The following is a 20,795-nucleotide window of genomic DNA, read 5'->3' as shown; positions in this document are numbered from 1 at the left end:
CGACCGCCCCCGCATGGCTGCCCGCAGCAAGGCCCGCAAGCGCGCCGTCGACGTCCTCTACGAGGCCGACCTGCGCGGTACCGACGCGCTGGCCGTGCTGCGTGACCGGATCGCCGAGGGTCAGCCGCCCGTGGCCGAGCACACCGTGCGGCTCGTCGAGGGGGTCGTCGAGCACGGCGCCCGCATCGACGGGCTGATCGACACCCACGCCCGCGGGTGGACCCTGCAGCGGCTGCCCGACGTCGACCGCGCGATCCTCCGGATGGCGACGTTCGAGCTGCTGTGGGCCGACGACGTCCCCGACGCCGTGGTCATCGACGAGGCCGTCGAGCTCGCCCGGACGCTGTCCACCGACGACTCGCCCTCGTTCGTGAACGGCGTGCTCGGGGCCATCCTCGACGCCGAGGTCCCCGCGTGACGCGAGGCTCTTCCGCGGCGGCGAGGGCATTGGTTGGCTGCGCCCGAGCCCGGCGCAGCGGAGCCCGGGCGCCCCGCGAGGAGGTCCACGTGACGCACAGACTGCTCGTCCAGTACGGCCGCCCCACCGATCCGGCTGCCTTCGACCGGCACTACCGCGACGTGCACGTGCCGCTGGCGCGGGCGATCCCCGGACTCGTGCGCTTCGAGCTGGGTCACGCCGAGGCGCTGGGCGAGGCCGCAGCCCCGTACCTGGTCGCCACGCTGGACTTCGAGTCCGCGGAGGCCTTCGCCGCCGGGATGCAGTCGCCGGAGGGAGCGGCGGCTGCGGGCGACGTCGGGAACTTCGCCACCGGCGGCGCGACCCTGAGCCACTACGACGTCGAGGACGTCACCGGCTGACCGCTGTACGTCAGAGGCCCGTTCCGCGCGTCGGAGCGGGCCTCTGGTGTTCAGCGCTCCGAGCGCGGGGTGGCGGCGGCGAGCATCGCGGCCAGCCGGGCGCTGGACTGCCGGCGGTGCGCCCGGCGCAGGGCGGCGCGGCGGGAGGCGGCCAGGTAGGCGTCGCGGTCGTCGAGGACCGGAGGGGTCAGGGGAGCGGGCACGGGAACTCCTCGGTGTCGCGGGCTGTGACTCACCGACGACGCTAGGTGCGCCCTCTGACAGTTCCCTGACCGTCCGCTGACGAACGGCTGATCCCTAGTGGAGGTCGCGGCGGGCGAACAACCAGGTGCCGACCCCGAGGACGACGACCGTGACCGCGGCGAGCAGGAGCGTCGCGTCGAGGTGGCTCACGAGGTGCTCGACGGGCTCGAAGGCGTCGTCGTCCCAGACCTGCACCGTGTAGCCGCCGTCCTGCACCAGGGCCACCGCGTTGGTGCTGAGCAGGTAGGGGTCCCAGTGCGGGCGCAGCGCGCGGACGGCGTTCTCGACCACCACCACGTAGACGAAGGCGATACCGAGCGCGGCGCCGGTGTTGCGCACCAGGTTCGCCAGGCCGAACCCGAGCAGGGCGGCGACCAGGGTGAGCCCGACGGCGCGGCCCTGGGTCTGCAGCAGCTCGCTCCAGAAGCCGGCGGGCAGCGGCTGGTCGAGGCCGGCGGTGGCGTGGAGGATGCCGGCCATCGCCAGCCACAGGGCCTGGGTGAGCACGCCGAACAGGACCGCCGCGCCGGCGAGGACGGCCACCTTGCTGCCGATGACCGACATCCGGCGGGGCACCCAGAACAGCAGCGCGACGATCGAGCGGGTCGACCACTCGGCACCGATCCAGGTGGCGCCGATGAGGAAGGCCAGCGCCGCGGACAGGGCGGCGACGGCCAGGGCGCCGCCGGTGCCGTCGGCGGCGAGGTCGAACGGTTCCCGGTCCAGGAACGCCTCGGGACCGCCGACGTCCTCGACGGTGAGCGCCGGTCCGCACCACTCCTCCGGCGGGACGTCGTCGGGGATGTCGGTGGCGTTCTCGAGGCACTCCTCCCGGAAGCCCTCCTGCTCGGCCACCACGCGTTCGGCCTCGGCGACCGCGTCGGCGTACTCGGCGTCGGTCGGGGTGCCGAGGTTGAGCAGGCCGATCAGCGTGGCCAGGGCGAACCCGACCACGGTCAGGGCGACCAGCACCTGGATGAAGCGGCGGGACCGGAAGCGGTGCACCTCGGCGCGCAGCAGCGCGGCGGTCCGCGGACGGGGCAGGTCCTGGTCCGGTGGGGCGTGCTCGACGACGGCGCTCACGCCGGGTCACCGGTGAGCGCGAGGAACGCGCTCTCGAGGTCGGCGGCCATCGGCGTGAGCTCCTCCAGGTAGATGCCGTGCAGGGCCAGGGTCCGGGTGATGTCGCCCGGAGCCGGGGCGGAGTGGACGAGCAGGGTGCGGCCGTCGGGCACGTCCGGCGGGGAGACGGCGAAGTCGGCGGCGCTCAGCACGCCCGCGGCGGCACCCGCGTCGGGCACCCGGATCCGGACCGCGCCGCTCGAGCCGCGGGCCAGCACCTCGGTGACCGGCCCGGTCGCCACGCAGCGCCCCCGGGCGAGGATCGAGACCGAGTCGCAGACCTGCTGGATCTCGGCCAGCAGGTGCGAGGAGAGCAGCACCGTCGTCCGCCCGTCCCTGCCCAGCCGGCGGATCAGCTCGCGGACGTCGCGGATGCCGGCCGGGTCCAGCCCGTTGCTCGGCTCGTCGAGGATCAGCAGCCGCGGCGACTTGAGCAGCGCCGCGGCGATGCCCAGCCGCTGCTTCATGCCGAGCGAGTAGCCCTTGAAGCGGTCACCGGCGCGGTCGCGCAGGTCGACGATCTCCAGGCACTCCTCGACGCGCGCGCGGGGCAGCCCGGCCGCCTCGGCCAGCAGCTGCAGGTTGAGCCGACCGGAGAAGCCGGGGAAGAACAGCGGCGTCTCCACCAGCGCGCCGACCCCGCCGATCACGTCCGGCAGCCCGGCGGGGACCGGCCGGTCGAGGAGGCGGATGTCGGGCCGGCCGTCGGGCGCCACCAGACCGAGCAGCACGCGGATCGAGGTCGTCTTGCCCGAGCCGTTCGGCCCGAGGAAGCCGTGCACCCCGCCGCTGTCGACCAGCAGGTCCAGGCCGTCGAGGGCCTTCTGCGCCGGGCGGCCGCGGCGACGGTAGGTCTTCGACACCGCGGTCATCTGCACGACGGGCATGCGGCACCCTGGCACAGCCCCGGCACGAGATCCGTGCTCCGCTGCGTGTCGCACCCGGAGACGACGGAGGGCCCCCGCCCTGGTGGCGGAGGCCCTCGACGTCGTCGGGTTCAGCGCGGGGTGCGGCGACGCTCCCAGTTCGGGTTGAGCTCCTCGTCGTCGTCCCCGCCACCGGCGAAGCCCTCCATGCCGGGGGAGAGGACGCCCCACTCGATGAGCCGGCTGGTCAGCTCGTCGGGGCTCATGTCGTAGATGATCGCCAGCGACTTGAGGTCCTCGGCGCGGATGCTGAGCACCTTGCCGTTGTAGTCGTGCCGCTGCGCCTGGATGGTCGACGCGTAACGGGCCAGCGGGCCGGCCTCGTCGGCAGGCAGCGAGCCCAACGACTCGAGGTTGAGCACGATCTTCGTCGTCGCCGTCACCGCGGAGCTCGGCCGCGGGTCGGGGAGCAGCTCCGAGACGGGCACGCCGTAGAAGACGGCCAGCTCGGACAGCCGCTGCACGGTCACGGCGCGGTCGCCGCGCTCGTAGGAACCGACCACGACCGCCTTCCAGCGACCGTGCGACTTGTCCTCCACGCCCTGCAGGGACAGGCCCTGCTGGTTGCGGATAGCCCGGAGCCGGGCGCCGAGGGCCCGCGAGTAGTCGGTGCTCATCCCGTGTCGCTCACTGTCCGTCGTCGTTCGTGGGCCTCTGTCGTCACTCACCGTACTGGCACGTCCGACGCGACGACAGGGGGCCACTCCTGGGTGGCACATCCTCCACCAGCGAGGACGCCTCCGGGGGGTTCGACGCGCGACGTCGGGGCGGGGTTCCTGCTGGTCGCGACCCGGATGGGCGAGCTGGGTCACTCCGACGGGTGCAGTACGGTGGTCGCCGGTCCAACCCACTCCTTTAACGACCCGTCCGGTGAGGCGGGGAAGGAGGCCTGATGGCCGGCTCGCCCCCTGCTGCCCCGAGCAGCCGAGACGCACGCGGCTCCGCATCACCCGGAGCGCTGCTCACCGCCCCCGACGTCGCCCGCGTGGTCGACCGGATGGCTCACCAGCTGATCGAGAAGGCCGGCAACGGCCTCGGCGATCTCGTGCTGGTCGGCATCCCCACCCGCGGCGCACCGCTGGCCCGCCGGCTGGCCGCCCGCGTCGAGGCGTTCTCCGGGACGCCGATCGACGTCGGCACCGTCGACATCACCCTCTACCGCGACGACCTGCGGCTGCGCGGGGTCCGGGCGCTGGAGGACACCGTCCTGCCCGGCAGCGGCATCGACGGCCGCCTGGTCGTGCTGGTGGACGACGTCCTCTTCTCCGGCCGCTCGGTGCGGGCCGCGCTCGACGCGCTGCGCGACCTGGGCCGGCCCCGCGCGGTGCAGCTCGCGGTGCTGATCGACCGTGGCCACCGCGAGCTGCCGATCCGCGCCGACTACGTGGGCAAGAACGTCCCGACGTCGCGCGCGCAGTCGGTCAAGGTGCGGCTGGCCGAGACCGACGGTGCCGACGAGGTCCGGGTGGAGGGCGAGTGAGGCGACAGGGAGTGAGCATCGCAGCGAGGTCTGCGAGCGAGGAGCGGAGCGACCGCGCAGCCGAACCGAGGGCATCGTGAAGCGCCACCTGCTCGAGGCCGACGACCTCGACCGGGCCGACGCCACGCTGGTGCTCGACACCGCTGCGCAGATCGAGGCCGCGCTGACCGGCCGCGAGGTCAAGAAGCTGCCGACGCTGCGCGGCCGCACCGTGGTCAACCTCTTCTACGAGGACTCCACCCGCACCCGGATCAGCTTCGAGCTGGCGGCCAAGCGGCTCTCCGCCGACGTCATCAACTTCTCCGCCAAGGGCAGCAGCGTCTCCAAGGGCGAGAGCCTCAAGGACACCGCGCTCACGCTGGAGGCGATGGGCAGCGACGCCATCGTCATCCGGCACGGCGCCTCCGGAGCGCCGCACCAGCTCGCGTCCTGGGTGCGCGGCAGCGTCGTCAACGCCGGCGACGGCACGCACGAGCACCCCACCCAGGCGCTGCTCGACGCGTACACGATCCGCGCCCGGCTGGGCCGGCTCGAGGGTGTCCGGGTCGCGGTCGTGGGCGACGTCCTGCACAGCCGGGTCGCCCGCTCCAACGTGCGGTTGCTGCACACCCTCGGCGCCGAGGTCACCCTCGTCGCCCCGCCGACGCTCCTGCCGGTCGGCGTGGGCAGCTGGCCGGCCGAGGTCTCCTACGACCTGGACGCCGTCCTGCCCAAGGCCGACGTCGTGATGATGCTGCGCGTCCAGGCCGAGCGGATGAATGCCTCGTACTTCCCCAGCGCGCGGGAGTACAGCCGCCGCTACGGCCTCGACGCCCGGAGGATGGCCGCGCTCGGCGACGACGCCATCGTCATGCACCCCGGCCCGATGAACCGCGGCATGGAGATCGCCGCGGAGGTCGCCGACTCGGTGCGCTCCACCATCGTCGAGCAGGTCGGCAACGGCGTCTCGGTGCGCATGGCCGTCCTGTACCTGCTGCTCGGAGGGGCTCCCTCGTGACCTCGTACCTGATCAAGGGGGCGCGCGTCCTCGGCGGCGACCCCGCCGACCTGCTCGTCACCGACGGCCGGATCGCCGCCGTCGGCGAGAGCCTGTCCGCGACCGGCGCGGAGGTGGTCGACGCCACGGGGCTGATCGCGCTGCCCGGCCTGGTCGACCTGCACACCCACCTGCGCGAGCCCGGCCGCGAGGACGCCGAGACCGTCGAGACCGGCAGCCGGGCCGCCGCGCTCGGTGGCTTCACCGCCGTCCACGCCATGGCCAACACCGACCCGGTCGCCGACACCGCCGGCGTCGTCGAGCAGGTGTGGCGGCTGGGCCAGGAGGCCGGCCTGGTCGACGTCGTCCCGGTCGGCGCGGTCACCGTCGGCCTGAAGGGGGAGCGGCTCGCCGAGCTCGGCGCGATGGCCGACTCCGCCGCCCGGGTGCGCGTCTTCTCCGACGACGGCATCTGCGTCAGCGACCCGGCCCTGATGCGCCGGGCCCTGGAGTACGTGAAGGCCTTCGACGGCGTCGTCGCCCAGCACGCCGAGGAGCCGCGGCTCACCGTCGGCGCCCAGATGCACGAGGGTGATCGCTCGGCGCGGCTCGGCCTGACCGGCTGGCCGGCCGCCGCGGAGGAGGCGATCATCGCCCGCGACGTCCTGCTGGCCCAGCACGTCGGTGCCCGGCTGCACGTCTGCCACGTCTCGACCGCCGGATCTGTGGAGATCCTCCGCTGGGCGAAGGCCCGCGGGGTCGACGTCACCGCCGAGGTGACCCCGCACCACCTGCTGCTCACCGACGCCTGCGCCGAGGGCTACGACCCGGTGTTCAAGGTGAACCCGCCGCTGCGCACCGACGAGGACGTGACCGCCCTCCGCGCCGGGCTGGCCGACGGGACGATCGACTGCGTCGCCACCGACCACGCACCGCACGCCGTGGAGGACAAGGAGTGCGAGTGGGCGCAGGCCCGGCCCGGGATGCTCGGGTTGGAGCAGGCGCTGGCGATCGTGCAGGACACGATGGTGGAGACCGGGCTGCTGGACTGGGCCGGCGTCGCCGACCGCATGTCGGTCCGCCCGGCGGCCATCGGCCGCCTCTCCGGACACGGCCGGCCGATCGCCCCCGGCGAGCCCGCCAACCTGGTGCTGCTGGACCCCACCGCACGGTCGGTCGTCGACCCCGCCGCGCTGGCCAGCCGCAGCCGCAACAGCCCCTACACCGGCCGGGAGCTCCCCGGCCGCGTGGTCGCGACGTTCCTGCGGGGCGTCCCGACCGTTCTCGATGGAAAGGCAACACGGTGAGGCGACAGCGAGCGAGCATCGCAGCGAGCTCTGCGAGCGAGGAGCGGAACGAGCGCGGAGCCGAACGGAGTGCAGAGTGAGTGACGCGATCCTCGTGCTCGAGGACGGCAGGACGTTCCGGGGGAACACCTACGGCGCGACGGGGACGACGGTCGGCGAGGCGGTGTTCGCCACCGGCATGACCGGCTACCAGGAGACGCTGACCGACCCCAGCTACGCCGGTCAGATCGTCACCATGACGGCGCCGCACATCGGCAACACCGGCGTGAACGGCGAGGACGACGAGAGCCGCCGCATGTGGGTGGCCGGGTTCGTCGTCCGTGACCCCGCCCGCCGGCCGGCCAACTGGCGGGCCACCGGCAGCCTGGACGACGAGCTGGTCGCGCAGGGCGTCGTCGGCATCAGCGGCATCGACACCCGAGCGCTGACCCGCCACCTGCGGGAGCGCGGCGCGATGCGGGCCGGCATCAGCACCGAGCTGGGCGCCGAGGAGCTGCTCGCCCGCGTCCGGTCGGCCGAGGGCATGACCGGCGCGGACCTGGCGCCCACGGTGAGCACCGGCGAGGCCTACGTCGTCCCGGCGGTGGGGGAGAGGCGCTTCACCATCGCCGCGCTCGACCTCGGCATCAAGACCGCCACACCGCGGCACCTGGCCGCGCTCGGGGTCGAGACGCACGTGCTGCCCTCGACCGCGACCGCCGAGGAGCTGCTGGCGGCGGGCCCGGACGGCGTCTTCCTCTCCAACGGGCCCGGCGACCCGGCCGCGGCCGACTACGCGGTGCGGGCGGTGCAGGGCGTGCTCGACGCGGGCCGGCCGCTGTTCGGCATCTGCTTCGGCAACCAGATCCTCGGCCGCGCGCTGGGCCTGGGCACCTACAAGCTGCGCTTCGGCCACCGCGGGCTCAACCAGCCGGTGCTGGACCGGGTCAGCGGCACGGTCCGGGTGACCAGCCACAACCACGGCTTCGCCGTCGACGCCCCGCTCGACCGGCCCACCGACACCCCGTACGGCCCGGTCGAGGTCAGCCACGTCGGGCTCAACGACGACGTCGTGGAGGGCCTGCGGCTGACCGGGGCGCCGGCGTTCAGCGTCCAGTTCCACCCGGAGTCCGCGGCCGGGCCGCACGACGCCGCGCCGCTGTTCCAGCGGTTCGTCGACCTGATGGAGACCACGCGCAACGGCGGGGAACCCGTCAGCCCGCCCACCACGGTGCAGTCGAGCACGGGGGAGACCAACTGATGCCCAAGCGCACCGACATCGAGCACGTGATGGTGATCGGCTCCGGCCCGATCCTCATCGGCCAGGCCGCCGAGTTCGACTACTCCGGCACCCAGGCCTGCCGGGTCCTCAAGGCCGAGGGCCTGCGGGTCAGCCTGGTCAACAGCAACCCGGCGACGATCATGACCGACCCGGAGATCGCCGACGCCACCTACGTCGAGCCGCTCACCCCGGAGTTCGTCGAGCGGGTCATCGCCAAGGAGCGCCCCGACGCGCTGCTGGCCACCCTCGGTGGGCAGACCGCGCTGAACATCGCGATCGGGCTGTACGAGAACGGTGTCCTCGAGAAGTACGGCGTGCGGCTCATCGGCGCCGACGTCGACGCGATCAACCGCGGCGAGGACCGGCAGATGTTCAAGGACATCGTGCGGTCCATCGGGGCCGACGCCCCCCGCTCGCGGGTGTGCGCGAGCATCGAGGAGGCACTGGAGACCGCGGCCGAGGTCGGCTACCCCGTCGTCATCCGGCCCTCGTTCACCATGGGCGGCCTGGGCTCCGGCTTCGCCACGGACGAGGCGATGCTGCGCCGCATGGCCGGGCACGGCCTGGCCGACTCCCCGGTGCACACCGTCCTCATCGAGGAGTCGGTGCTGGGCTGGAAGGAGTACGAGCTCGAGCTGATGCGCGACCGCAGCGACAACGTGGTCGTCATCTGCTCCATCGAGAACATCGACGCGATGGGCGTGCACACCGGCGACTCGGTGACCGTCGCCCCGGCGATGACCCTCACCGACGTCGAGTACCAGGAGATGCGCGACGTCGGGATCGCCGTGCTGCGCGAGGTCGGCGTCGACACCGGTGGCTGCAACATCCAGTTCGCGGTCAACCCGGTCGACGGCCGGCTCGTGGTCATCGAGATGAACCCGCGGGTCTCCCGGTCCTCGGCGCTGGCGTCCAAGGCCACCGGCTTCCCGATCGCGAAGATCGCCGCGAAGCTGGCCATCGGCTACACCCTCGACGAGATCACCAACGACATCACCGGGGTCACCCCGGCGGCGTTCGAGCCGACGCTGGACTACGTCGTGGTGAAGATCCCGCGGTTCGCGTTCGAGAAGTTCCCCGGCGCCGACCCGCGGCTGACCACGACGATGAAGAGCGTCGGCGAGGTCATGTCGATGGGCCGCAACTTCCCCGAGGCGCTGGGCAAGGCCATGCGGTCCACCGAGACGAAGGTCGCGGGCTTCTGGACCGGGCCCGCCGAGACCCGGTCGGCCGAGGAGCTCCTCGAGGTGCTGCGCACGCCGGTCGACGGCCGGCTGTACGTCGCCGAGCAGGCGCTGGCCGCCGGCGCGACGGTCGAGCAGGTCGCCGAGGCGAGTGGGTTCGACCCGTGGTTCGTCGACCAGATCGCGCTGGTCCAGGAGGTCGCCGCCGAGGTCCGCGACGCCCCGGCGATCACCGCGGCGCTGCTGCGCCGGGCCAAGCGGCACGGGCTGAGCGATCGGCAGATCGCCGCTCTGCGCCCGGAGCTCGCCGGCGAGGACGGCGTCCGGACGCTGCGCTGGCGGCTCGGGATCCGGCCGGTCTACAAGACCGTCGACACCTGCGCCGCCGAGTTCGCCGCCCGCACGCCGTACCACTACTCGTCCTACGACGAGGAGACCGAGGTCGAGCCGCGGGAGAAGCCGGCGGTCCTGATCCTCGGCTCGGGTCCTAACCGGATCGGCCAGGGCATCGAGTTCGACTACTCCTGCGTGCACGCCGTCATGGCGCTGCAGGACGCCGGCTTCGAGGCGGTGATGGTCAACTGCAACCCCGAGACCGTCTCCACCGACTACGACACCGCCGACCGGCTGTACTTCGAGCCGCTCACCTTCGAGGACGTTTTCGAGGTCGTCGAGGCCGAGCGCGCCGCCGGCCCGGTCGCCGGGGTGATCTGCACCCTCGGCGGTCAGACGCCGCTGGGCCTGGCGCAGCGGCTCAAGGACGCCGGCGTTCCGGTCCTCGGCACCTCGCCCGAGGCGATCGACGACGCCGAGCACCGTGGCGCCTTCTCCCGGGTGCTCGCCGACACCGGGCTGCAGGCGCCCAAGCACGGCACCGCGACCACCTTCGCCGAGGCCCGCGCGATCGCCGCGGAGATCGGCTACCCGGTGCTGGTCCGCCCGTCCTACGTGCTCGGTGGGCGGGGGATGGAGATCGTCTACGAGGAGGCGACGCTCGAGGCCTACATCGCCAAGGCCACCGACGTCAGCCCCGCGCACCCCGTGCTGGTCGACCGCTTCCTGGAGGACGCCGTCGAGATCGACGTCGACGCCCTCTACGACGGCGCGGAGCTGTACCTGGGCGGGGTCATGGAGCACATCGAGGAGGCCGGCATCCACTCCGGCGACTCGGCGTGCGCGCTGCCGCCGATCACCCTCGGCGACGCCGACATCGCCAAGATCCGGTCGGCCACCGAGAAGCTCGCCGCCCGGATCGGCGTCCGCGGGCTGGTGAACGTCCAGTACGCGATCAAGGACGACATCCTCTACGTCATCGAGGCCAACCCCCGGGCCAGCCGGACGGTGCCGTTCGTGTCCAAGGCGACGGCGGTGCAGCTGGCCAAGGCCGCGGCCCGGATCGCGGTCGGCGAGTCGATCGCCGACCTCCGGCGGGCCGGCGTGCTGCCCCCCACCGGCGACGGCGGCGACCTCCCCGAGGTCATGCCGATCGCGGTCAAGGAGGCGGTGCTGCCCTTCAACCGGTTCCGCACCGTCGAGGGCCAGAACGTCGACACGGTCCTCTCGCCGGAGATGAAGTCCACCGGCGAGGTCATGGGCCTGGACACCGGCTTCGGGACGGCGTTCGCGAAGTCCCAGGCCGCCGCCTACGGCTCGCTGCCCACCGAGGGCACGGTCTTCGTGTCGCTGGCCAACCGGGACAAGCGGTCGGCGATCTTCCCGGTCAAGCGGCTGGCGGACCTCGGCTTCCGCATCCTCGCCACCGCCGGCACCGCGCAGGTGCTGCGGCGCAACGGGGTCGACTGCGAGGTGGTCGGCAAGTACAGCGAGGGCCCCGGGAACTGCGTCGAGCGGATCCTCGCCGGCGACGTCGACATGGTGGTCAACACCCCCTTCGGGTCGCCGGGCAACAGCGGCCCGCGCCTGGACGGCTACGAGATCCGCGCCGCGGCCATCAGCGCCGGCGTCCCGAGCATCACGACCGTGCAGGGGCTGGCGGCCGCGGTGCAGGGCATCGAGGCGCTGCGCGCCGGCGACATCGGCGTGCGGAGCCTGCAGGAGCTGCACGCCGCCCTGGCGGCCGACCGGTGAGCACTTCGCGCGCGAAGGGCTCGTACCTGACGCAGCCGGCGCCGAAGGCGTCGCAGCCGCCGGTGCAGCGGGAGGTCGAGGTCGTCTCCGCGCGCCCGGTGGGGGCGTACGTGGAGCTGACCCTCGCCGCGCCGGAGGTCGCCCAGCGGGCGCAGCCGGGCCAGTTCGTCGCGTTCGCCGTCGGCGGGCCGATGACGGCGAACCTGCTGCGCCGGTCCATCGCGATCGCCGGCACGGGGGAGGGGACCGTCACCGTCGTGGTCGCCCCGCACGGCCCCGGGTCCACCTGGCTGGCCGAACGCCGGGCCGGGGACACCGTGGACGTCGTCGGCCCGCTCGGCCGGCCGTTCCCGCTGCCCGGGTCCGGGACGACGGCGCTGCTGGTCGGCGGCGGCTACGGCGCCGCGGCGCTGGTCGGGCTCGCCGGGTTGCTGCGCTCGCACGGGTCCCGGGTGCTGGCCGTGACCGGCGCGGCCGACGCCGCCCGGCTCTGCTCGGTCGAGGAGCTCGGTGCGGTGGCCGACCGGGTCGAGGTCACCACCGACGACGGCAGCGCCGGTCGGGCCGGACGGGTCACCGTCGCGGTCGACGAGCTGATCGGGGAGTCCGGCGTCGCCTACGCGTGCGGGCCGATGCCGATGCTGCGCGCGGTCGCCGACGCCGCCACCGCGGCCGGGGTGCCGTCCTACGTCGCCGTCGAGGAGTCGATGGCCTGCGGGATCGGGGTCTGCATGACCTGCGTGCTGCCCGTGGTGGGGTCCGACGGGCAGACCCGGTTCTCCCGGTCCTGCACCGAGGGACCGGTTTTCGGCGGGGACCGGGTGCGCTTCGCCGACGTCGGCTCGCTGCCGTGGGACGTCGTCGGCGCCGACGCGATGGGGGTGGTGCGGCCGTGACCGTTCTGGACACCGCCGTCGACATGACGACGGCGCTCGGGTCGGTGCCGCTGGTCGGCCCGGTGCTCACCGCGTCGGGCTGCTCGGCCTTCGGGCAGGAGCTCGAGCCGTTCGTCGACCTGACCGCGCTCGGGGCCGTCGTCACCAAGTCCGTGCAGCTGCGGCCGCGGTCGGGCAGGCCGACGCCGCGGATGGCCGAGACCCCGAGCGGGATGCTCAACTCCATCGGCCTCCAGGGCCCCGGCATCGACGGCCTGCTCGCCGGCGAGCTGCCGTGGCTGGCCGAGCGCGGCGTCCCCGCCTTCGTGTCGATCGCCGGCACCCGCGTCGAGGACTTCGCCGAGCTGGCCACCCGGCTGCGCGGCGTCCCGGGCGTGCTGGGCCTGGAGGTCAACATCAGCTGCCCGAACGTGGAGAGCCGCGGCGAGGTGTTCGCCTGCGACCCGCTCGCCGCCTCCGACGTGATCGCCGCCGTGCGCGCGGCCGCCGACCCGGCCCAGCCGGTCTACGCCAAGCTTAGCCCCGACGTCACCGACATCGTCTCCGTCGCCCGCGCGGTGACCGAAGCCGGCGCCGACGGCCTCTCGATGATCAACACCCTGCTCGGGCTGGTGATCGACCCGGACACGATGAAGCCGGTCCTCGGAGGCGTCACCGGGGGGCTGTCGGGCCCGGCCGTCCGCCCGGTCGCCGTCCGCTGCGTGTGGCAGGTGCACCAGGCCCTGCCCGAGGTGCCGATCCTGGGCATGGGCGGCATCCGGTCCGGCCTCGACGCCCTGCAGTTCGTCCTGGCCGGCGCCTCGGCGGTCAGCGTGGGGACGGCGGTCTTCCACGATCCGTCCGCGACCGCACGGGTGCACCGCGAGCTGGCCGCGGCCCTGGCGGAGCGCGGGTTCTCCTCGCTGCGCGAGGCCGTCGGGTACGCGCACCGATGACGGGCACGTTCGGGGAGCGCCTCGCGGACGCCGTCGCGGCCCGCGGCCCGCTCTGCGTCGGCATCGACCCGCACGTGCCGCTGCTCGAGCGGTGGGGGTTGCCCGACTCCCCGGAGGGACTGGCCCGGTTCACCGACACGGTGGTCGACGCGCTCGCGGGAACGGTCGCCGTCCTCAAGCCGCAGCTGGCGTTCTACGAGCGGCACGGGTCACGGGGGATCGCCGTGCTGGAGGAGGCCGTGGTGCGGGCGCGGGCGGCGGGGGCGCTCGTGCTGCTCGACGCCAAGCGCGGCGACATCGGCTCCACGATGGACGCCTACGCCGGCTACCTGCGCCCGGACCACCCCCTGGCCGTCGACGCGCTCACCGTGAGCCCGTACCTCGGGCCGGGTTCCCTGCAGCCGGCGGTCGACACCGCCCGGCAGCACGGCGGCGGCCTGTTCGTCCTCGCCCGCACGTCGAACCCGGACGCCGGCACCTTCCAGCACGCCGTGGTCGACGGTCGCTCGGTGGCCCAGCGGGTCGTGGACACCGTCGCGGCCTGGAACGTCCCGGAGCAGCCCGGCCCGGGCTCGTTCGGCGTGGTGGTCGGGGCGACCCTGCGCGAGCTGGACGTCGACCTGAGCGGCCTCGGCGGTCCGGTGCTGGCGCCGGGTCTGGGCGCGCAGGGCGGCTCGCCGGAGGACCTGCGCCGGCTGTTCGGCCGCGACGCCGTCGTCGTCCCCACGGTCTCCCGCGACGTCCTCGCCGCCGGCCCGGACCCGGCCGGCCTCCGATCGGCCGCCGACCGCTGGGCCGCGGCGCTCGCGTGAGGCGCGTCCTGCCCTGGGCGACCGCGGGTCTCGCGGTGGCGCTGGTGGTCGCCGGGGCCCTGGTGTCCGCCGCGACGCAGCCGGCGATGCCGGTCGACGTCGGCTGGTACGCCTACACGCCGCTGTCGCCCCAGCAGGAGGTGTACTCGAGCACCCTCGACCTCGCGTTCGACGGCGGGACCGTGGTGTGGAGCCGCGGCGGGCTGGTCGGTGCCGCGCTGGTCGTCGCCGGGCTGCTCGTGCTCGCCGTCCTGACCGGCTGGGCGGTCGGCCGCCGGGGGCGCGGTCGCTCCGCTCCGACGCCCTGACCTGCACGTCGTCCGGCGTGTCGGATGTGGCTCACCGGCGTGTCGCTCGCCGGGTCTCGTCGCGCGCCTCGCGGAACGACATCAGATCGGAAACCCCCTGACCTGGGGACATGACGGACCGTCATCCCGGTGGTGGACAGAGGGTGAACTCGGCTGGCACCGGATGCCGGGAAAATGTGCGGAGGAGGGGCGTGACCTGCGCATACGCCGGTTACTAGGTTGGCCGTCAGGCTCCGCCCGGAGCACCACGACCGAGCACATGCCACCAGCCGGGGTCCACCGTCGCCGGCGACGACACGATTGGGTCGCAACGATGCCCCTTCCCAGCCTCTCTCCCGAACAACGCGCCGCCGCCCTCGAGAAGGCGGCCGCGGCCCGCAAGTCCCGTGCCGAGCTGCGCGAGAAGCTCAAGAGCAAGGGCGCCACCGTCGGCGACGTCCTGCGACAGGGCGAGACCGACGAGGTCATCGGCAAGATGCGCGTCAGCGCCGTCCTGGAGTCCCTCCCCGGAGTCGGCAAGGCCCGGGCTGCGAAGATCATGGAGCGCCTGGAGATCTCCCCGACCCGGCGCGTGCGCGGCCTCGGTGCCAACCAGCGTCGCGCGCTGGAAGCGGAGTTCGGTGGGGACCAGGTGTCGGCCGACCAGGTGCCGGCGGACGCCACCAACTGAACCGCACGACCCCGGACGAGGACGACGACGAGTGGTGCCCGATGCTCCTGCCTGCCCGCCCCCGGCGCGACTGACCGTGCTGTCCGGTCCCTCGGGGGTCGGGAAGGGCACGGTCGTCGCCGAGGTGCGGCGCCGGTACCCCGAGGTGTGGCTCTCGGTGTCGGTGACCACCCGTCGTCCTCGGCCGGGGGAGACCGACGGCGTGCAGTACCACTTCGTCGACGACGCCGAGTTCGACCGGCTCGTGGCCACCGACGGTCTGCTGGAGTGGGCCGAGTACGCGGGCAACCGGTACGGCACCCCGGTGGCGCCGGTCCGCGAGCGGCTGGCGGCCGGGGCCCCGGCACTGCTGGAGATCGAGCTGCAGGGCGCGCGACAGGTGCGCAGCCGCGACGCCGAGGCACAGCTGGTCTTCCTGGCCCCACCCTCGTGGGCCGACCTGGTCAGCCGGCTGGCCGGCCGCGGGTCCGAGCCGCCGGAGGTCCAGGAGCGCCGGCTGGCCATCGCGCAGGCCGAGCTGGACGCCGCGGGGGAGTTCGACGTGGTCGTGGTGAACGACGACATATCGCGGGCCGCGGACGAGTTGGTAGGATTGCTGACTGCGCCGTCGCCCGACCTCTGCCGGGGAGGCGCACAAGAGTGAGTTCGGCCCACCGGCCGCCACTCCCGCTGATGATCTGAGGAGCACGCCCACCCGTGTCCGGAGTCGCACCCGCCCCCGAGGGCATCACCAACCCGCCGATCGACGAGCTGCTCGAGCGCACCAGCAGCAAGTACGGCCTGGTGATCTTCGCCGCCAAGCGTGCGCGGCAGATCAACGCCTACTACAGCCAGCTCTCCGAGGGCCTGCTGGAGTACGTCGGCCCGCTGGTCGACACCGCGCCCCAGGAGAAGCCGCTCTCGATCGCGCTCCGCGAGATCAACGAGGGCCTGCTGACCCACACCGCCGGCGAGAACTAGAAAGACCCTCGCCCCCACCGCTCGCGAGCTCGCGGCGGGCCCCTGCGAGGGGGCCGTTCCAGCAGCACTTTGTGATGACGCCTCCGGTTCCTTGACCGGGGGCGTCGTCATGTCTGGGGGAGGATGAGCGCATGAGCAGCATCGTGCTGGGCGTCAGCGGTGGCGTGGCCGCGTACAAGGCGGCCCTCCTGCTCCGCGCGCTGACCGAGTCCGGCCACGACGTGCGGGTCGTGCCGACGCCGAGTGCCCTGCACTTCGTCGGGGCCGCGACCTTCGAGGCGCTGTCGGGGAACCCCGTCACGACCGACGTCTGGTCCGACGTCCCCGAGGTCGCGCACGTGCGCATCGGGCAGAACGCCGACCTCGTCGTCGTCGCCCCCGCGACGGCCGACCTGCTGGCCCGCGCGGCCGCGGGGCGGGCCGACGACCTGCTGACCGCCACGCTGCTGACCGCGCACTGCCCGGTCGTCTTCGCCCCGGCGATGCACACCGAGATGTGGCTGCACCCGGCCACCCAGGACAACGTCGCGACGCTGCGCCGCCGCGGCTCGATCGTGCTGCCGCCCGCGGTCGGCCGGCTCACCGGCCCGGACTCCGGCCCGGGCCGGCTCCCCGAACCCTCGGACATCGCCGCCCTCGCGCAGCTGGTGCTGGACGCCGGGCCGGGCGCGCTCGCCCAGGACCTCGCCGGCCGCCGCGTGCTGATCAGCGCCGGCGGGACCCGCGAGCCACTGGACCCGGTGCGCTACCTGGGCAACCGCTCGTCTGGTCTGCAGGGCCTCGCCCTGGCCCGCGTCGCGGCCGCGCGCGGGGCCGAGGTCGTGCTGGTCGCCGCCAACGTCGACGCGCACGCCCCGTTCGGTGTCCGGGTCGTCCCGGTCGGTACCGCCGAGGAGCTCCGGACGGCGATGCGCGCGGAGGCCAAGGAGGCCGACGTGGTCGTCATGAGCGCCGCCGTCGCCGACTTCCGGCCGGAGTCGGCGGCCACCACCAAGCTCAAGAAGGGCAGCGCCGCGGAGCCGTCGGCGATCCCCCTGGTGCGCAACCCCGACGTGCTCGTGGAACTCGTCGCGGACCGGGGCCCCGGCCAGCTGGTGGTGGGCTTCGCCGCCGAGACCGGCGATGCCGAGGGCGACGTCCTCGCCCACGGCCGGGCCAAGCTCGCGCGCAAGGGCTGCGACCTGCTGGTGGTGAACGACGTCTCCGGCGGGCGGGTGTTCGGGCGTCCGGACAACGCCGCCGTCGTGCTGGGGTCCGACGGCGCGGCGACCGAGCTGCCGCCGGGCAGCAAGGACGCCGTGGCGGCCGGCATCTGGTCCGCGGTCGTCACCCGACAGGGCTGACCCCTCCTCCTCCGTCACCGTGCGCGGTGCCCCGCCGGTACCGTGCACGGCGACACCGTCTGTCGAGATCCTCCATCGAACCCCTGGGAGTGCCCGTGCCACGCCGCCTCTTCACGTCCGAGTCGGTGACGGAGGGCCACCCGGACAAGATCGCCGACCAGATCAGCGACGCGATCCTCGACGCGATGCTGACCCAGGACCCGCGCAGCCGGGTCGCGGTCGAGACGCTGATCACCACCGGCCAGGTGCACATCGCCGGTGAGGTCACGACCGCCGGCTACGTCGACATCGCCTCGATCGTCCGCGACACGGTGCTGCGGATCGGCTACGACTCCTCCCGCAAGGGCTTCGACGGCGCCTCCTGCGGCGTCAGCGTCTCGCTCGGCGCCCAGTCGCCGGACATCGCCCAGGGTGTCGACACCGCCTACGAGGCGCGCACCACCGGCGCCACCGACGACGAGATCGAGCGCCAGGGCGCCGGTGACCAGGGCCTGATGTTCGGCTACGCCACCGACGAGACCCCCGAGCTCATGCCGCTGCCGATCGCGCTGGCCCACCGGCTCGCCCGGCGCCTGTCCGCGGTCCGCAAGGACGGCTCGGTGCCCTACCTGCGGCCCGACGGCAAGACCCAGGTCACCGTCGTCTACGAGGACGGCCGCCCGGTCGGCGTCGACACCGTCGTCGTCTCCTCCCAGCACGCCGAGGACATCTCGATCGAGCAGCTGCTCGCCCCCGACATCAAGGAGCTCGTGGTCGAGCCGGAGCTGCAGGCCCTGGGCCTGCCCACCGGCGACTACCGGCTGCTGGTCAACCCGACCGGCAAGTTCGTCATCGGCGGCCCGATGGGCGACGCCGGGCTGACCGGCCGCAAGATCATCGTCGACACCTACGGCGGCATGGCCCGCCACGGCGGCGGGGCGTTCTCCGGCAAGGACCCGTCGAAGGTGGACCGCTCGGCGGCCTACGCCATGCGCTGGGTGGCCAAGAACGTCGTCGCGGCGGGGCTCGCCAAGCGCTGCGAGGTGCAGGTGGCCTACGCCATCGGCGCCGCGCACCCGGTCGGCCTGTTCGTCGACACCCACGGCACCGGCACCGCGCCGGACGACGTCCTGGAGAAGGCGATCACCACGGTGTTCGACCTGCGCCCGGGCGCCATCGTGCGCGACCTCGACCTGCTGCGCCCGATCTACGGCCCGACGGCGGCCTACGGCCACTTCGGCCGCACCGACGTCGACCTGCCGTGGGAGCAGACCGACCGGGTCGAGGCCCTGCGCAGCGCCTGCGGCGTCTGAAGAAGGACCCCCTTCCTCCCCACCCTTCGCAAGCTCAGGGCGGGCCCCTGGAAGGGGGCCGTTCCAGCACGTCACCAGATGTCGGACGCGGCGGAGAGACTGAGGCCGTGCTGATCGCCCGGGTCGTCGTGGACGTGCCGCTGGCGCACCTGGACCGCCCGTTCGACTACGCCGTGCCACCGGAGCTCGCCGACGAGGTGCGGCCCGGCTGCCGTGTGCGGGTGCGCTTCGCCGGCCAGCTGGTCGACGGCTTCGTGCTCGAGCTGGGCTCCACCACCGAGCACCAGGGGAAGCTCGCCTCGCTGGCGAAGGTCGTCTCGTCCGAGCCGGTGCTCACCCCACAGGTCGCGGCGCTCGCCCGGGCGGTCGCCGACCGCTGGGGCGGCACCTTCTCCGACGTCCTGCGGCTGGCGATCCCGCCCCGCCGCGCGTCGGCCGAGAAGCGCCCACCCGCTCAGGCGCCGCTCCCGCCGGAGCCCCCGGACCCGGCGGGCTTCGCCCGGTACCCGGCCGGTCCCGCGCTGCTCACCGCCCTGGCGGAGGGCCGGCCGGCCCGCGCGGTGTGGACGGCGCTGCCCGGTGAGGACTGGCCGGCCCGGCTGGCCGAGCTGTGCCGGGCCGCGCTGTCGGGCGGCCGGGGCGCGCTCGTCGTCGTCCCCGACGGCCGGGATCTCGACCGGCTGGAGGCCGCGGCCGGCGCGGCGCTGCCGAAGGGCTCGTTCGTCGTCCTCCGGGCCGACGCCGCCCCCGACGCCCGCTACCGGCGGTTCCTGGACGCCGCGCGCGGCAGCGCGAAGGTCGTCCTCGGCACCCGGGCAGCGGTCTACGCGCCGGTCGCCGACCTCGGCCTGGTCGCCATCTGGGACGACGGCGACGACCTGCACGCCGAACCCCGCGGCCCCTACGCCCACGCCCGCGACGTGCTGGTGCACCGCGCCCACCTGGGGGGCTGCGCCGCCGTCGTGGCGGCCACGGCCCGCACCGCCGAGGCCGCGCTGCTGCTGGAGAGCGGCTGGGCGCACGAGCTGGTCGCCGATCGCGCGTCCCTGCGCGCCGCGGCACCGCGGGTGCAGGCGCTCGGCGCGGACTCCGAGCTGGCCCGTGACCCGGCCGCCCGCACCGCCCGGCTCCCGAGCCTCGCCCACCGCGTCGCGCGGGAGGCCCTGGCCGCCGGCGCTCCGGTGCTGGTGCAGGTCCCGCGGTCGGGGCACACGCCCGGCCTCGCCTGCGACCGCTGCCGGGCGCCCGCGCGCTGCGCCGTCTGCTCCGGGCCGCTGGGCATCTCGGCGACCCCCGGTCCCGGCGGTTCCCGGGTGCCGGCCTGCCGCTGGTGTGCCCGGCCGGCCGCGACCTTCGACTGCCCGCACTGCCACGGGACGAAGCTGCGGGCCTCCGTCGTCGGCGCCTCGCGGACCGCGGAGGAGCTGGGCCGGGCGTTCCCCGGCGCCGCCGTCCGGGTCTCCGGCCGGACCTCCGGGGTGCTCTCCGACGTGCCGGCCGGGCCGGCGCTGGTCGTGGCCACACCGGGTGCGGAACCGGTCGCCGAGGGTGGCTACGGCGCGGCGCTGCTGCTGGACTCCTGGGCGCTGCTGGGCCGGGCCGACCTGCGCGCAGGGGAGGAGACCCTGCGGCGCTGGATGAACGCGGCGACCCTGGTGCGGCCGGCGTCGGCCGGCGGCCAGGTCGTCGTCGCCGCCGACGCCGCCCACCCCGTCGTCCAGGCCCTGGTCCGCTGGGACCCGGGCTGGCTGGCCGAGCGGGAGCTGGCCGACCGCCGGGAGCTGGGGTTCCCGCCGGCCACCCGGATGGCGTCCCTGTCGGGGTCGCCCGAGGCGCTGGCGGACTTCCTCGCCGCCGCGCGGCTGCCCGCCGACGCCGACCTGCTCGGCCCCGTGCCGGAGCAGCCGAGGCCCGGCCAGGAGGGCGTGCGCGAGCGGTACCTGGTGCGCACCCCCCGCGGCGAGGGCGCCGCCCTGGCGCACGCGCTGGCCGCGGTGCAGGGCGTCCGCAGCGCGAAGAAGGCCGCCGAGCACGTCCGGGTGCAGCTGGACCCGACCGAGCTGGTCTAGCCCGTGACCTGGTCGGTTTACGTTGTAAGCGGCTCGGGGTAGAGGGCACCCGCCCCCGTCGCGGGGAGCGCGTGGCCGCCGGCGTCGGGTCGGGGTCGCGGATC

Annotated in this window: 21 protein-coding genes; 17 read left to right on the top strand and 4 right to left on the bottom strand. The window is 74.3% G+C overall.

What is annotated here, in order from left to right:
* Positions 1-13 precede the first annotated feature (13 nt).
* Together nusB and DQ240_RS05550 are read left to right on the top strand one after the other, a co-directional pair.
* A complete protein-coding gene (nusB, locus tag DQ240_RS05555; protein ID WP_113838635.1) occupies positions 14-418 on the top strand; it encodes a transcription antitermination factor NusB in 405 nt (134 codons plus the stop codon).
* An 89-nt stretch (positions 419-507) separates the two neighbouring features.
* Positions 508-819, top strand: coding sequence for an EthD family reductase (locus tag DQ240_RS05550; RefSeq protein WP_113838634.1), 312 nt, complete (start codon positions 508-510; stop codon positions 817-819).
* A gap of 50 nt (positions 820-869) precedes the next feature.
* Here DQ240_RS05550 and DQ240_RS23205 read toward each other — a convergent pair whose 3' ends face one another.
* The 4 genes from DQ240_RS23205 to DQ240_RS05535 form a co-directional block, all read right to left on the bottom strand.
* Positions 870-1,022, bottom strand: coding sequence for a hypothetical protein (locus tag DQ240_RS23205; RefSeq protein WP_158548546.1), 153 nt, complete (start codon positions 1,020-1,022; stop codon positions 870-872).
* A 94-nt stretch (positions 1,023-1,116) separates the two neighbouring features.
* The gene (locus DQ240_RS05545) at positions 1,117-2,145 is read right to left on the bottom strand and encodes an ABC transporter permease subunit (protein ID WP_113838633.1); all 1,029 of its coding nucleotides are present in this window, start codon (positions 2,143-2,145) and stop codon (positions 1,117-1,119) included.
* Entirely contained in the window at positions 2,142-3,071 is a 930-nt protein-coding gene (locus tag DQ240_RS05540) for an ABC transporter ATP-binding protein (RefSeq protein ID WP_113838632.1), read from the bottom strand. Before DQ240_RS05540 ends, DQ240_RS05545 begins: the two co-directional genes overlap by 4 nt.
* 110 nt (positions 3,072-3,181) lie before the next feature.
* Positions 3,182-3,727 carry a transcriptional regulator gene (locus DQ240_RS05535; RefSeq protein WP_113838631.1) on the bottom strand — a complete coding sequence of 182 codons (546 nt, stop codon included), beginning with the start codon at positions 3,725-3,727 and terminating at the stop codon, positions 3,182-3,184.
* Positions 3,728-4,002: 275 nt separating this feature from the next.
* On the opposite strand from DQ240_RS05535, the gene pyrR reads away from it, so the two are divergent.
* From pyrR to DQ240_RS05460, 15 genes are all read left to right on the top strand, one after another.
* Positions 4,003-4,590, top strand: a complete 588-nt coding sequence (pyrR, locus tag DQ240_RS05530) for a bifunctional pyr operon transcriptional regulator/uracil phosphoribosyltransferase PyrR (protein ID WP_113838630.1) — start codon at positions 4,003-4,005, stop codon at positions 4,588-4,590.
* Positions 4,591-4,666: 76 nt separating this feature from the next.
* Complete coding sequence (locus tag DQ240_RS05525) at positions 4,667-5,587, top strand: aspartate carbamoyltransferase catalytic subunit (protein ID WP_113838629.1); 921 nt, start codon at positions 4,667-4,669, stop codon at positions 5,585-5,587.
* Positions 5,584-6,873 carry a dihydroorotase gene (locus tag DQ240_RS05520; RefSeq protein WP_113838628.1) on the top strand — a complete coding sequence of 430 codons (1,290 nt, stop codon included), beginning with the start codon at positions 5,584-5,586 and terminating at the stop codon, positions 6,871-6,873. Before DQ240_RS05525 ends, DQ240_RS05520 begins: the two co-directional genes overlap by 4 nt.
* 76 nt (positions 6,874-6,949) lie before the next feature.
* Positions 6,950-8,113 carry a glutamine-hydrolyzing carbamoyl-phosphate synthase small subunit gene (carA, locus tag DQ240_RS05515; protein WP_113838627.1) on the top strand — a complete coding sequence of 388 codons (1,164 nt, stop codon included), beginning with the start codon at positions 6,950-6,952 and terminating at the stop codon, positions 8,111-8,113.
* Complete coding sequence (gene carB, locus DQ240_RS05510; protein WP_113838626.1) at positions 8,113-11,406, top strand: carbamoyl-phosphate synthase large subunit; 3,294 nt, start codon at positions 8,113-8,115, stop codon at positions 11,404-11,406. The genes carA and carB overlap by 1 nt, the downstream gene beginning before the upstream one ends.
* Positions 11,403-12,302 carry a dihydroorotate dehydrogenase electron transfer subunit gene (locus tag DQ240_RS05505; protein WP_233498526.1) on the top strand — a complete coding sequence of 300 codons (900 nt, stop codon included), beginning with the start codon at positions 11,403-11,405 and terminating at the stop codon, positions 12,300-12,302. Before carB ends, DQ240_RS05505 begins: the two co-directional genes overlap by 4 nt.
* Complete coding sequence (locus DQ240_RS05500) at positions 12,299-13,237, top strand: dihydroorotate dehydrogenase (protein WP_233498525.1); 939 nt, start codon at positions 12,299-12,301, stop codon at positions 13,235-13,237. The genes DQ240_RS05505 and DQ240_RS05500 overlap by 4 nt, the downstream gene beginning before the upstream one ends.
* Positions 13,234-14,049 (top strand): orotidine-5'-phosphate decarboxylase, encoded by an 816-nt coding sequence (gene pyrF, locus DQ240_RS05495; RefSeq protein WP_113838625.1) that lies wholly within the window; start codon positions 13,234-13,236, stop codon positions 14,047-14,049. The genes DQ240_RS05500 and pyrF overlap by 4 nt, the downstream gene beginning before the upstream one ends.
* Entirely contained in the window at positions 14,046-14,357 is a 312-nt protein-coding gene (locus DQ240_RS05490; protein ID WP_113838624.1) for a hypothetical protein, read from the top strand. The genes pyrF and DQ240_RS05490 overlap by 4 nt, the downstream gene beginning before the upstream one ends.
* Before the next feature lie 313 nt (positions 14,358-14,670).
* Positions 14,671-15,027: an integration host factor, actinobacterial type gene (gene mihF / locus DQ240_RS05485; protein ID WP_113838623.1), complete on the top strand. Its 357-nt coding sequence runs from the start codon at positions 14,671-14,673 to the stop codon at positions 15,025-15,027.
* Positions 15,028-15,061: 34 nt separating this feature from the next.
* Positions 15,062-15,670 carry a guanylate kinase gene (gene gmk / locus DQ240_RS05480; protein ID WP_199589093.1) on the top strand — a complete coding sequence of 203 codons (609 nt, stop codon included), beginning with the start codon at positions 15,062-15,064 and terminating at the stop codon, positions 15,668-15,670.
* A 53-nt stretch (positions 15,671-15,723) separates the two neighbouring features.
* Positions 15,724-15,987, top strand: coding sequence for a DNA-directed RNA polymerase subunit omega (gene rpoZ / locus DQ240_RS05475; protein ID WP_012949163.1), 264 nt, complete (start codon positions 15,724-15,726; stop codon positions 15,985-15,987).
* Between the two features lie 131 nt (positions 15,988-16,118).
* A complete protein-coding gene (coaBC, locus tag DQ240_RS05470; RefSeq protein ID WP_113838621.1) occupies positions 16,119-17,330 on the top strand; it encodes a bifunctional phosphopantothenoylcysteine decarboxylase/phosphopantothenate--cysteine ligase CoaBC in 1,212 nt (403 codons plus the stop codon).
* Positions 17,331-17,425: 95 nt separating this feature from the next.
* Positions 17,426-18,622 carry a methionine adenosyltransferase gene (gene metK, locus DQ240_RS05465; RefSeq protein WP_113838838.1) on the top strand — a complete coding sequence of 399 codons (1,197 nt, stop codon included), beginning with the start codon at positions 17,426-17,428 and terminating at the stop codon, positions 18,620-18,622.
* Positions 18,623-18,729: 107 nt separating this feature from the next.
* Positions 18,730-20,691 carry a primosomal protein N' gene (locus tag DQ240_RS05460; RefSeq protein ID WP_233498524.1) on the top strand — a complete coding sequence of 654 codons (1,962 nt, stop codon included), beginning with the start codon at positions 18,730-18,732 and terminating at the stop codon, positions 20,689-20,691.
* The last annotated feature ends 104 nt before the right edge of the window (positions 20,692-20,795 follow it).

The sequence above is a fragment of the Blastococcus sp. TF02A-26 genome, assembly GCF_003319125.1.
Taxonomy (GTDB): Bacteria; Actinomycetota; Actinomycetes; order Mycobacteriales; family Geodermatophilaceae; genus Trujillonella.
This window is presented reverse-complemented; position numbering and strand designations above follow the sequence as displayed.